Annotated in this window: 10 protein-coding genes and 3 pseudogenes; 6 read left to right on the plus strand and 7 right to left on the minus strand. The window is 34.0% G+C overall.

Annotation, left to right across the window (positions count from 1 at the left end):
• Positions 1 to 190: 190 nt before the first annotated feature.
• From pnp to AAGD70_RS00490, 3 genes and pseudogenes are all read right to left on the minus strand, one after another.
• Positions 191 to 2,464 carry a polyribonucleotide nucleotidyltransferase gene (gene pnp / locus AAGD70_RS00480; RefSeq protein WP_065095169.1) on the minus strand — a complete coding sequence of 758 codons (2,274 nt, stop codon included), beginning with the start codon at positions 2,462 to 2,464 and terminating at the stop codon, positions 191 to 193.
• A 14-nt stretch (positions 2,465 to 2,478) separates the two neighbouring features.
• On the minus strand, positions 2,479 to 2,751 hold the full coding sequence (gene rpsO, locus AAGD70_RS00485) for a 30S ribosomal protein S15 (protein WP_006279944.1): 273 nt from the start codon (positions 2,749 to 2,751) through the stop codon (positions 2,479 to 2,481).
• Between the two features lie 12 nt (positions 2,752 to 2,763).
• Positions 2,764 to 3,378, minus strand: a pseudogene (locus AAGD70_RS00490) (tRNA pseudouridine(55) synthase TruB); the annotation flags it as partial.
• A gap of 81 nt (positions 3,379 to 3,459) precedes the next feature.
• Between AAGD70_RS00490 and AAGD70_RS00495 the strand changes: the two are divergent.
• From AAGD70_RS00495 to AAGD70_RS00510, 4 genes and pseudogenes are all read left to right on the plus strand, one after another.
• Positions 3,460 to 4,842, plus strand: a pseudogene (locus AAGD70_RS00495) (IS4 family transposase).
• 157 nt (positions 4,843 to 4,999) lie between these two features.
• Positions 5,000 to 5,416 carry a hypothetical protein gene (locus AAGD70_RS00500; protein WP_065095452.1) on the plus strand — a complete coding sequence of 139 codons (417 nt, stop codon included), beginning with the start codon at positions 5,000 to 5,002 and terminating at the stop codon, positions 5,414 to 5,416.
• 20 nt (positions 5,417 to 5,436) lie between these two features.
• Positions 5,437 to 6,261: pseudogene (locus AAGD70_RS00505) on the plus strand (IS5-like element ISWpi1 family transposase).
• Positions 6,262 to 6,509: 248 nt separating this feature from the next.
• Positions 6,510 to 6,644, plus strand: a complete 135-nt coding sequence (locus AAGD70_RS00510; protein ID WP_259349199.1) for a hypothetical protein — start codon at positions 6,510 to 6,512, stop codon at positions 6,642 to 6,644.
• A gap of 48 nt (positions 6,645 to 6,692) precedes the next feature.
• On the opposite strand, the gene ubiB is transcribed toward AAGD70_RS00510, so the two are convergent.
• Together ubiB and AAGD70_RS00520 are read right to left on the minus strand one after the other, a co-directional pair.
• Positions 6,693 to 8,123, minus strand: coding sequence for a 2-polyprenylphenol 6-hydroxylase (ubiB, locus tag AAGD70_RS00515; RefSeq protein WP_065094913.1), 1,431 nt, complete (start codon positions 8,121 to 8,123; stop codon positions 6,693 to 6,695).
• Positions 8,120 to 8,860 carry a metal ABC transporter ATP-binding protein gene (locus AAGD70_RS00520; RefSeq protein WP_065094914.1) on the minus strand — a complete coding sequence of 247 codons (741 nt, stop codon included), beginning with the start codon at positions 8,858 to 8,860 and terminating at the stop codon, positions 8,120 to 8,122. The genes ubiB and AAGD70_RS00520 overlap by 4 nt, the downstream gene beginning before the upstream one ends.
• On the opposite strand from AAGD70_RS00520, the gene AAGD70_RS00525 reads away from it, so the two are divergent.
• Positions 8,852 to 9,733 carry a zinc ABC transporter substrate-binding protein gene (locus tag AAGD70_RS00525; RefSeq protein ID WP_065094915.1) on the plus strand — a complete coding sequence of 294 codons (882 nt, stop codon included), beginning with the start codon at positions 8,852 to 8,854 and terminating at the stop codon, positions 9,731 to 9,733. The genes AAGD70_RS00520 and AAGD70_RS00525 overlap by 9 nt on opposite strands.
• A gap of 67 nt (positions 9,734 to 9,800) precedes the next feature.
• On the opposite strand, the gene AAGD70_RS00530 is transcribed toward AAGD70_RS00525, so the two are convergent.
• Together AAGD70_RS00530 and rpmG are read right to left on the minus strand one after the other, a co-directional pair.
• Complete coding sequence (locus tag AAGD70_RS00530; RefSeq protein ID WP_065094916.1) at positions 9,801 to 10,076, minus strand: helix-turn-helix domain-containing protein; 276 nt, start codon at positions 10,074 to 10,076, stop codon at positions 9,801 to 9,803.
• 25 nt (positions 10,077 to 10,101) lie between these two features.
• Positions 10,102 to 10,302 (minus strand): 50S ribosomal protein L33, encoded by a 201-nt coding sequence (rpmG, locus tag AAGD70_RS00535; protein ID WP_006279743.1) that lies wholly within the window; start codon positions 10,300 to 10,302, stop codon positions 10,102 to 10,104.
• Positions 10,303 to 10,451: 149 nt separating this feature from the next.
• Here rpmG and AAGD70_RS00540 point away from each other — a divergent pair, with 149 nt between their 5' ends.
• Positions 10,452 to 12,209: a ribonuclease E/G gene (locus AAGD70_RS00540; protein ID WP_065094917.1), complete on the plus strand. Its 1,758-nt coding sequence runs from the start codon at positions 10,452 to 10,454 to the stop codon at positions 12,207 to 12,209.
• Position 12,210 lies beyond the last annotated feature (1 nt).

Consider the following 12,210-nt stretch of genomic DNA (forward strand, 5'->3'; position numbering starts at 1 on the left):
CTCTATGATTATCTTTTTAGATCACTTTGTCTACCTTATTCTACCACTCCGCTGAACGGATACCTTGGGTTAGCTATAGCTAACACCACAATTGTACTAACATTGTGATTTGAGAACAACCTTCACCAGAAAGGGTGTCATTCCAGTGCTTAACACTGGAATGACGAGAGGTAACGCAAGAAGTTTACTCTTAATAAAAACCTGATGATGAATCATTATTACCAAATTTCGGCCTATTTCTGTTGCTGAAACCAGAACGAGGACGAGGAGGCCTCTTATGGTGACTTCCTCCAGGTTTTCTACTAAATGAATTATTGTAATAATTATCCCTGTCATTTGGACCATCTTTCCTTTCCTCGTTGTAAAGCTCACCTTCAAAAAACTCTCCCGTCTCTTGATCAACCCGACGTCTTGACAACTTTGGACACCCACCTTTTTCGAAGTCAATTACTAGTGCTTTGAAAGTATCATCTTGTTTAAGTACGCTCTCTATAGAATCTATATGTTCATTAGCTACTTCACTTATGTGCATTTTTCCTTTTCTGCCATTAAGAAATTCAAGCTCTACAATAGACTTCTCTATTCTTACAACCTTGACATCAACTATAGAACCTTGTTCTAGTTCTGTTATTGAATCAATCATCATACTCTTTGCAATTTCAGCTTCAGTGCCACTCGTAGCAAAAACAGAAACTTTACCATCATCTCCTATTTCAATTTTTGCATTACTTCTTTCACACACACTGCGTATATTTTTCCCCTTAGAACCTATAGCAGCAGAAATTTTGTCTTTATCTATGTAAAATGATAACATCCTTGGTGCATGGTCTTTGACATCATCACTGTGTTCTGAAATCACTGCATTCATTTTTTCTAAAATATGTAATCTTCCAGCTTTTGCCTGTTCTAAAGATTTTTCAACAATTTCAAAGCTTATACCAGAAATTTTCATGTCCATTTGTAGCGCCGTAACCCCTTCACTAGTTCCTGCTACTTTAAAGTCCATATCACCAAGATAATCTTCATCACCAAGTATATCGGAAAGTATTACATACTCGTCTTTATCTTTGATGAGACCCATAGCAATTCCAGCAACAGGGGCCTTTATTGGCACACCCGTATCCATTAAAGCAAGAGAAGTCCCACAAACTGTTGCCATAGAAGAAGAACCATCAGACTCCAAAATTTCGGACACTACTCTTATTGTATAAGGAAATTCAGACTTATCGGGTAAAACAGGATGAATTGCTTTCCAAGCAAGTTTGCCATGACCGATTTCTCTTCTTCCTGGTGCACGCGCAGCAGAAGTTTCTCCAACAGCAAATGAGGGAAAGTTATAATGCAACATGAAATGCTCACGTCTATCCCCTTCAATATCATCCACAATTTGCTCATCTTGAGTGGTGCCAAGAGCAGTAACAACCAGTGCCTGAGTATTGCCTCTTGTAAATAGTGCAGAACCGTGAGTTTTGGACAGAATATCAACTTCAACTTCTATCTGACGTATCTCATCATGCTTACGACCGTCTATCCTTACACTTTTCTTCCTAATTATTTCACGTACTAAAGATCTTTCAAAGTTTTTTACTGCACACGTAATTAACTTTTCGTCTTTTCCAGTTTCTTTAAGAGTATTCAATATATTCTCTCTGATCGCTTCTAGAGCTTGAACTCGCTCTTGTTTTACTGTTTGCGAATATGCTTTTTCAAAATCTTTACCGTATTTTTCGAGCTCTTGTGTTATATCTGATGCATCAATAGGGGCAAAGCTCTCAGGTTTATTGCCAATTGTATCAGCAAACTCTTTTATGAGCTTAATGACAGGCTTAAGGTGTTCATGGCCAAATTTTATTGCATTAAAAACATTTTCTTCAGAGAGCTCTTTCACTTCTGATTCAACCATTAAAATTGAATTTTCATCACCAGACAAAAACAGATCCAAGCTGCTTGCTTTCATCTCTTGAACAGAAGGGTTGAGTATATAGTTATTATTTTCATCACAACCAACCATCACTCCAGCTATAGTAAAGTGAAAGGGAACACCAGAAATTGCAAGAGCTGCAACAGCACCAATCAATGCTGGCACTTCAGGAGGATTGACTGTATCATAAGTTAATAGATTGCACACCACACTAATTTCATCATGAAATCCTTCTGGGAATAGTGGTCTTATACTTCTATCTATTACTCTTGAGATTAAAGTTTCTCTATCAGATGGCTTGCCTTCTCTTTTAAAAAACCCGCCAGGGATCTTACCCATGGCATAGCTTTTTGCGATAAACTGCACATTTAAAGGTAGGAAATCAACGCTTTCTTCCTTCTTTTTACGTACAACAGTTACTAAAACAGAAGTATCACCGTAATTTACAACTACTGAACCATGAGCTTGGCGTGCTATTTTTCCTGTTTCTAAAGATAAGGCACGACCACCCCACTCTATAGATTTTTTTATAATTTTAAACATATTAAATTCCTCGATTATTTTCTAATGCCTAACTTCTCTATTAATTCCTGATAGGCTTCATTACCAAATTTACGCTTTATATAATTTAAGTGCTTGCGTCTTCTACCTATCAATATAAGTAAACCACGCTTAGAGTGATGGTCATGCTTGTGCACTTTAAAATGCTCAGTTAAGTTACTGATCCTCTCGGTCAAAATTGCACATTGTACAAAAGATGAGCCTGTATCATCTTCTTTAATTGCATATATATTTATCAAACTCTTTTTCTTTTCGGATGTTATCGACATCTAAACCTCATTTTAAATATTAAAAACACGAATAGGTTTCACACAACCATAAATAAAACTGCAGATTGCAATAGGTACACTACCCACCACCGTACAACAAATATCATGATTCTTTAAATTACGCAAGTTATTTAATACAACTTCCTGACCTTTTCTGATTTTCCCCGCATCTTCTAGGGAAATTTCAACTTTGAACATCGATTTTAAAGCCGATTCAATGGGGATGACGAAACTTTTTGTATTACTCCCTGTCACTCCATCATCTTCTGTCATCCCACCCCCCTCTGTCATCCAAGTAGCTGACACTGGGATCCAGCCTATTTCATCACGAACATTGTTTTTGACATATGCTCCTAGAATCTTTTGTCCATTACATGATTTGTAAGTATTTGTATATCTGGATCCCAGTGTCAAGCACTGGGATGACATCGGAGAGTAAGTTGTTGTGTTTTTTTTAGTAAGTTGCTCAATTGTCACTGATTCATTTTCTCTAAAGTCACCTACCATAGTTCTTCTTAATTTTGTAATGTGTCCAAAACAATTTAATGCAATTCCAAGATCACGAGCAATTGATCTTACATATACACCACTACCGCATATCATAGAAAAATTTGCACTATTTGATATCTTACTATTACCCACAAATATAAATGGACTAAAAAGTAAAATATTACAATATTAAAGTTTGCAAATATTGAGGGTATAAAAATGGCAAACGAGAGTAATGAATGGGCTAAAAATGAATTTGGAGATGCTGTACTTGGAGATAAAAGATTAACTGACCGATTAGTAAAGATTGCTGATAGTTTGATAAGTTTACCTGAAAGCTCAATTAATGAGGCATGCGGAAGTTGGTCAGAAGCAAAAGCAGCATACCGTTTTTTTCAAAATGAGAATGTAAAAGAAAGTGATATTTTAGCTACACATATTAATAAGACGGTTGAGAGAACAAAAGCTCACAAGAGGGTTCTTGTCATTCAAGATACCAGTTACATTATATATAATAACCATAAAAAAACAAGCGGATTAGCAAATTTGTCCAGTTATGATACTGCAAAAGGTATTATAATGCATACAGCTCTTGCCGTTAGTATAGAAGGTTTGGTACTAGGGATACTAGATCAAAAAGTTTATTCAAGACCTGAAGAAACTGAAAACCTTAAAAAAAAGAGCGATCGCATTGAAGATAAAGAAAGCGTAAAGTGGTTGGAAACTTTAAGAAAAACAAATAATATTATTGATCCAACTCAAACTGAGACTATAACTGTATGCGATAGAGAAGCAGATATATATGACTTTTTTGAGCTTGCACATAATCTTAATTCGGCAGTGCTAGTTAGAGCATGCAGAGATAGAGCAGTAAATAGAAAATCTCGATATCCTGAAAAAGGTGAGCAGAAGTTATGGGCATTTCTCTCATTGTGCAGGTACGGTAGAAGTTGAAGTTCCTGTAAAAGATAATAAGCCAAAAAGAACAGCACGTTTGGAAGTTAGATTTGGAAAGTTTATGATGAATCCATCTAAGAATAATATTAGGCATAAGACGGAAGAACTACCTAAATTACCACTTTATGCAGTTTATGTTGTTGAGAAAACTCCCCTTCCCTTAAAAAAAACCGCTAGAATGGATGCTATTAACGAATCTTTCAGTTAATACTTTCGATGAAGCTGTTGAAAAAATTAGTTGGTATTGCCTTAGATGGAAAATAGAGATATTACATAAAATTTTAAATCCGGTCTCAAAGTTGAAGAATGTAGGCTTGGAATAGCAGAAAGACTAATGAGATATCTAACAGTTGTGAGTATTATTGCTTGGAGGATCTTCTTTATTACATCAATTGCAAGCAACATTACCATGTACTACCTTATTAGCTGAAGAGGAATGGAAAGTTTTATACGTTAAAATACACAGAAAACCATGTCCAAGTGTAGTTCCCAACATAAAAGAAGCTGTTTCATGAACTTGGAGGCCATTTAGCAAGAAAAAATGACCCAGAACCAGGACCTTATGTTCTTTGGAAAGGATATAAACGTCTCTTTGATTTAGCAGAAGGATGGCGACTTGCTCACGAACCTCATATTTGTGGGTAATAGTAAATTGTTAGCGGGATCTGGAGATACCGCGGCGGTATGACGTAGGGAAATCTTACTTATTATAGCTATAGTTCTACATGAATTACAAAAGTAACATTTACTAGATCTTAATATTTTAGATCTATATTTTAATAAATAATGAGCTGTAATTAGTATGAATAATCCATTTAAAAGTGAGAACTATAAAAAAAATCTCGATTCTCTGATCAAAGCTGTAAAGCTAGGAAATGCAGAGAAACAATATAACAAAACGTTAAGGGATTTATCTCATGCATTAGAAGGTTTTACAGGTGAGGCAAAAGGTATAGCTGAGTTTGTTATATATACTGACTTGAACAATTATGTAGAACAGCCATTAGGTCTTTTTAAAACATTAATGAATAGAATTTTGGGAAAAAATTTTCCAACCAAGAACAGTAGTATAAGTAATTTTGTAAATGATGAGTTGTCAAGTTTCACTTTAGAAACAGCAGCTAATTATACAAGAATTTTAAAAAAAATTGATCTCTTGGAACAATTAGAAAAAGATTTAGAGGTTGTCCGGAAACAAGTAAAAGGCTATAATATCTGAAATTTTAGTACGGGGTAAAGATGAGAAAAAAGTATCCAACAGATCTAAGCGAAAGGGAATGGGCAAGAATAGAAAAACACTTCAGAGTATCATACAAGAAAGGAGGAAGGCCGCCAAAGTATAGCAAAAGAGAAATATTAGAAGCAATTTTCTATGTATTGCGTACAGGGTGTCAATGGCGGTATTTACCAAATGATTTTCCGCTATGGAAGACTGTGTATGAGCAGTTCAGGCAATGGAAGAAGCAGGGAATTTTTGAGAAAATGAATTATGAAATATAGTAGAAGAAAAATAGGAAGGAATGAGCAGCCGAGTGCCTGTATAGTAGATAGTCAATCTGTAAAGACTACAGAAAAGGGGGGATCAAAGGCTATGATGGAAGTAAAAAAGTAAAGGGTAGAAAAAGGCATATAATTACAGACACTCAGGGTTTTATACTAGGTTGTTACGTAGGCGCTGCTAACGAAAATGATAGAGATGGTATTAAAATAGCATTAAACAATATGAGAACAAAATATACTAAAGTTAAAAAAATGTGGGCTGACATGGGATACCAAGGAAGAAATTTAAAGAATCACATAAAGGAAGAATATGACATAGATATTGAAATTGTTAAAAGGCCTCCATGTAGATTTTGGGTGCACAAAGATACGCCACCTGAGCTACTACCAACAAGAGAACAAGGGTTTAAAGTACAGCCAAGAAGATGGGTTGTAGAAAGGACTTTTGCTTGGGTTAATAGGAATAGAAGGCTATCGAAGGAGTATGATTTACTCACAACATCCACTGAGAATTTCATATACCTAGCTATGAGTAGGGTTATGTTAAAGAGGGAATATGCTTGAATTTACTTGTTTCCGGACAACCTCTAGTTGAAATAGCGCAGTTACTCACCCCATAAATTTGGTGCTCTCTTTCAATCAAAGGTGTCTTTCTGCTTGAAATGTTTTCTTTGTAAAAATTTGGCTTATCTTTATATCATCTCATTCAAACAGCATTAACATAACTTATGCCTTTTTTGGATGTAGAAATTTTCTAGGAATTGTCTTTTTGAATTCTATGGTATTTTGTTTAACATTGAAACAAGAGGCCAGTGTCACGCACTGGCATGACACCCATTTGTTCCTATAGTTGTCTTTTCTCGTCTACCTTATTTTGCCACTCTGCTGAACAGATACATAAAGAAAGTGGAAAATTGGACATTCTCAACTCGGCTCCTGCAGATTAAAAATTAAGTTGAATAAAAATTGGGCTTGATGCAGTTTTTTCTCACAGTTTAAGAAATTAAAAATTTAACAATTAGAATTATAATTACAGACCACAGCAAAAAATAGACTTTTCCATTTGATTTATTTTTAATTTGGATGTTTTCTAATTTTTCATCAGCTATTAGGTTCAATTTTTCTATAAGGCTAAATATTCCTTGGATTGTTTTTATGGGATAAGAACTTCTAATTTTTTCCCTATACCCTATTTTATTTTCATGTTGACTGCTTATCCACGCTTCAACTACTTTCCACATATTGATTTCTGAGCAGATCTTTCTACATGTTCCTTCCAGTAAAATCATAGTTTTCTGCAGCAATAACAATTGTGTTTGAACTTTCATATCAAAATCACCCGTTATTTTTAATAGCTGAGCAAGTAAACTAGCAAATGAAATCTTCTGTATAGGCTGCCCAATAATGGGTTCACCTATTGCCCTGCAAGCTGTGACAAAATTTCTATGCTGTGATGAGACATAACCAGCTCTAAAATGCATTTTTGCAACGTGATCATAATCCCGATTTAAAAAGCCTTTGAGTATCTCTATAACGTAATAGCATGTCTCACGATCTATTCTACCCATGATTCCACAATCCAGGGCAATAATATTGTTATTACTATCAACCATTAGATTTCCAGGATGCATATCAGCATGAAAAAAACAATCTCTGTATACTTGATTGCAAAACGATTCTATAAGATTGATAGCTATTTGCTTACGATTATTCAGTTTTTCAACTTCGTATATTGGCGTTGCTTCTATCCATTCTAATGTTAAAACCTTTTTCGAAGTTCTATTCCAATCTACTTCAGGTACGTAAAAACCTCTGTCATTTTTTGTGTTTTCCTTTAGTTCTGAAGAGTGAGCAGCTTCAAAACGTAGATCTAACTCTAATCGGCAAATTTCAGCAAAAGTTTTGACTAATTCAATCGGCTTCAGCCTTTTTGATTGTTCGCTAAATTTTTCTGCAATTTCTGCAAGCCAAGAAAGCATTTTTATATCCCTTGAGAATGTCTTCTCAATATTTGGCCTTAAAACCTTCACAGCAACTTCCTTACCCTCAGTTGTAACCGCTTTATGCACCTGAGAAATCGATGCTGCTGCAATTGGCTTTTCAGAAAAGCTTGAAAAAATGTCGCTCAATTTACAATTAAACTCACTTTCTATAGTTTTAACTGCTATTTTGTGTGAAAATGATGGCAATCTATCACATATCAATAACAAGTTATTTGTTATATCCTCATTTAAAACATCAGTACGTGATGAGATAGACTGCCCAAACTTAATGAACACCGGACCTAATTTTTCAAGAGCACACTTTAGCTTGTGGCCTTGTATTTTATTTATTGATTTTTTTGATGGTGGAAGTAAATAAGGTAATATATTGTAACGCGTCAGCACCGTAGTTATGTGCAGAAGACGCAAAATATTTTGAATCATTTCGCTGCGTAACTGCTAAATATTTCATTTAGGGTTTTATTCTTCATAATCTCACCAGGCTTACCTTGGCAGTAGACAGTATTATTTATACAAATTATGTAATCTGAGCATGGTAGAGCAGAGTTAAGATCATGAGAAGTCATAAGAATCGACACTAATCGGGTTTTTGCCATTTTGCTTATAATATCATAGAACTTAGCCCGTGCGTTAATATCCATTGCACTAACTGGCTCATCTAGAATGATCAAGTCAGGTTCTGCAATTAAACAACGTGCAAGCAATAATAATTGTGCTTGCCCTGCAGAAATTTCTAATACTTGATTTTTCAAAATGTTACCAATACCAGCCAACTCTATCGTTTCTGTAATAATGGATTGATTTTTCTTTAGTCTTTTCAAGGAGCTATTTAAAAGAAAATACTCAACTGTTATTGGCATCAAATTACTAACACTAAAATTTTGCGGCATGTAGCTAATTTTTGTGTTCTCAGCTAACACAATATTTCCAGTATAATTTTTATTTATACCAGCAATTGCTTTCACTAAAGAGGTTTTACCTCCACCATTTGGACCAAGTATTGTAATTACGTCTCCTCTTTCCATGAACATATTGATATTGTCAAGGATTCTTTTACCATCATATGTGAGAGCAAGATTTTCTATTTTTAGAACACGATTATTGACATTATTCAATTTATTGACAAAATTTAACTTCTTCTCAACGTTTATATGAGACATTTACTGACTTTTTTTCTATTACTTTCATTTACACTATACTATAATATTGCCTTTTCATCCAATTTAAAAGTTGTAGCTACAATTAAACCTATCCACTCACTTGTGGCTTCTGTGACAGAAGGGATTTTAGAACCAGAATTGCTTGGCTATGCAACATCTGCGCATAATTATATATTAAAGCCATCTGATGCGAGTAATTTGGAATCAAGTGACGTTATATTTTATGTTGACGATAACTTAGAAACGTTTGTTCAAACTTTTGCCAAAAATAATAAAGAACTAGTACAATTGTCAAAGGCAATCAACCTACTTCCTGCTCGGCCACATTCATTTTCTAGAAAAATCACTCACATTCAAGATGAAAAAGATTTACACATTTGGCTGAGTCCCGAAAATGCAAAGAGCATGATACTTTTTATAAGTGCAACATTGTCTAACATAGATAAAGAAAATTTCCATCGATACAACTCTAATGCAACAAAAGCTATAAAGAAAATAGACCAAGAAGTAAAAGAAATTATGAAAGAACTGAATGATTTTAAAAATCAAAAATACATCGTTACTCATGATGCTTATCAATATTTTGAAAAATATTTCGGTCTAAATCATCCAAGCGCTATTCTTTCTATAGAAGAGGATTCTTACATAGGTATGAAGAGTTTAATGAAGCTAAAAAAGATAATGAAGGAAGAAAACGTTAAATGTATATTTGCTCATTCACAAGAAGATAGCATAAAGCCTAATACCCTTTCTAATGACGCAAAAATGGTAGTTCTTGATCCTATTGGATCAGACATAGAGCCTGGAAAAGATACATATCTAGCTATAATCGATAGCATTGCACAAAATTTTAAGTCTTGTTTTGTTGAGTAATAAGCTCCCTTTTAGCTTACCGTTTTATTGTTCTGCAATTTTTAAATTACCATTTGTCCTTTACATATTATGCAGGTTTAGAATTATGCTTTATTCTTACGTTTATGTCTTGGTCCAATGCAACCAATAAGTTAAGCAAGTATTCTAAGGAGAACCCTTCGATTTTTGATCTATTGATTTGAGATACTTTAGGCTGATCAATCTTTAGAGCGTTTGCTGCTTTTTTCTGTGTTGTGTATCTCTTACCTATTAATTGTGCAATGACCTTTATTAATTTCAGTTTTGTATCCTTTACATTGTCCAACTCTATTATTACAGGATAACTTAATTGTAAATTTTGCATAATAATAAACTTTCCTATAAAAAAACTACTTTAATTTTTCTTCTTTAAATAGCACATGCCTTCTGACTACTGGGTCATACTTTCTAAACTCCAGTTTTCTGGTGAGCTTTTTTGGATTACGCTTTTTTACATAAAAATAGCCTGTTGATTTTTCTTCACCAGCTCTTGTTGTCTTGATTGCAGTGCTGACTAACTTAACAAGCAAAGAAGCATTTTTTTTCGCCATACTTATAATGATATAATAAATTCTATGCGAGTTTATTACGCAAAATACTAAAAGTCAATCGAATAATGCAGATTGCAAAATCCTTGACAATCAACAGTGCATTAAGTAGCATAAAGTTAACTTCAGAATAAAAAGCAAACGGTAAATAAGTGACAAATAGTGGTAAAAGGGTATTATTGATAGAAAATTCTATCTGTTCTAATGAGGTAAGAGTTGCCTTGTCAATTAATAACAAGGTTGTAGAATTTGAACAAGAATTCAAGGAAAAAAAACAATTAAGAGGTAATATATACGTTGCTTATATAAAGCGTATAGAGCCTTCTTTGCAAGCCGTATTTATTGAATATGGAAAAAATAAGCAAGGTTTTTTGTCTTTTTCCGAGATATCTCTAGATTACTTCAATATTCCAGAAAAGGAAATTATCTTTGAGGGCTACTCAAATGACGATTGTACAGAAGAAGTCCCAGCAAGTGTCTCTTTAGATTCTGCAGCTAGTAAGAATGTTAACGAGTCAGGTAGCGGTTTTGTAAGAGAGGTACCTTTATATAAAAAATACAAATTACAAGATGTTATTTCAGTAAATCAAAAAGTATTGGTTCAGCTAACTAAAGAGGAACGAGGCAATAAAGGAGCTTCATTTACAACATACATAACTTTAGTGGGTAGATACTGTGTTTTCATGCCAAATTCCATGAGTAAAGGTGGAGTGTCTCGCAGAATTGAAGATGTTAATGTCAGAAAGCAGTTAAAGGAGATACTGAGTTCAATAAACTTGCCAAAAAGATCAGGTTTAATAGTAAGAACTGTTGGTTCAGGAAAAAATAAGAAAGAAATTGAGCAGGATTACAATTATTTATCCTCATTATGGCAGAGCATTCAAAAAAATGCCTTCTCTGTAAATGCTCCATCATTAATTTACAACGAAGCAGATGTAATTATGAGATCTGTTCGTGATTTTTGTAGCGATGGTGTAGAAGTTATAGTGTCTGGAAAGGAAGCTTTTGAAGCAGTTAGGCAATATGCTAACAATGCACTAAAAGGTAGTAAGTTGCGCTATAGATTGTATAGAGGTTATGTTCCGATCTTTACTTACTACGGAATCGAAGATCAAATTTCTGAGTTATATAGCAATAGAGTAGAATTGCCATCTGGTGGGTCTTTGATAATAACTTTAACTGAGGCGTTTGTTTCAATAGACGTAAATTCAGGAAAGATGACAGGAGAAGATAGCATAGAAGAAACAGCTTATAGAACCAATATGGAAGCAGTACCTGAAATATCAAGACAGGTGAATCTTAGGGGCCTATCAGGATTAATAGTAGTCGATTTTATTGACATGTTGAAATATCAGTATTGCAGAGCTGTTGAGTCTGCTATAAAGCAAGCGTTTAAAGACGATAAAGCTAAAGTTCAATTTAGCTACATAAATGACTTTGGTTTAATGGTATTTTCAAGACAAAGAATTAAACCAAACATACAAGAAATTAATACTACAGAGTGTTTACACTGCAAGGGTATTGGAAGAGTAAAATCAAACGAAGTAATTGTTTCATCAATACTAAGGGATTTACAACATATTGCTAACAAGAATCGAAATAAGTCTTTTGATTTAGTAGCGCACAGTGCAGTTATAGCACATATTTTTAATAATAAACGGAATACAGTTTCTACAATCGAAAAAGAGTTTAATATTACATTGAACGTCAGTATTGATAACAGTTTAGATGTAAATGCATTTGTTTTAAAACAAGGAGATGATGTTAATTTAAACGGTTATAAGCCATTACAGAACTCTGGATACCAAATTGGGGATAGCAGCAATGAAGAAGCTGATCATTCAAATAAACTACGAGGCAATTTTTGGCTGACTAAGTGGCTTTCGCGCCTTTTAAGTTCTAATAACTAAT

This window comes from Wolbachia endosymbiont (group A) of Nomada flava, from assembly GCF_964027055.1.
Lineage (GTDB): Bacteria > Pseudomonadota > Alphaproteobacteria > Rickettsiales > Anaplasmataceae > Wolbachia > Wolbachia pipientis.

Excerpts from the sequence above, each read along its gene's own strand:
- AAGD70_RS00520 (WP_065094914.1), bottom strand. The coding sequence starts at position 8,860 with ATGTCTCATATAAACGTTGAGAAGAAGTTAAATTTTGTCAATAAATTG.
- rpsO (WP_006279944.1), bottom strand. The coding sequence starts at position 2,751 with ATGTCGATAACATCCGAAAAGAAAAAGAGTTTGATAAATATATATGCA.
- rpmG (WP_006279743.1), bottom strand. The coding sequence starts at position 10,302 with ATGGCGAAAAAAAATGCTTCTTTGCTTGTTAAGTTAGTCAGCACTGCA.
- AAGD70_RS00500 (WP_065095452.1), top strand. The coding sequence starts at position 5,000 with ATGAATAATCCATTTAAAAGTGAGAACTATAAAAAAAATCTCGATTCT.
- ubiB (WP_065094913.1), bottom strand. The coding sequence starts at position 8,123 with ATGATTCAAAATATTTTGCGTCTTCTGCACATAACTACGGTGCTGACG.
- AAGD70_RS00525 (WP_065094915.1), top strand. The coding sequence starts at position 8,852 with ATGAGACATTTACTGACTTTTTTTCTATTACTTTCATTTACACTATAC.
- pnp (WP_065095169.1), bottom strand. The coding sequence starts at position 2,464 with ATGTTTAAAATTATAAAAAAATCTATAGAGTGGGGTGGTCGTGCCTTA.
- AAGD70_RS00530 (WP_065094916.1), bottom strand. The coding sequence starts at position 10,076 with ATGCAAAATTTACAATTAAGTTATCCTGTAATAATAGAGTTGGACAAT.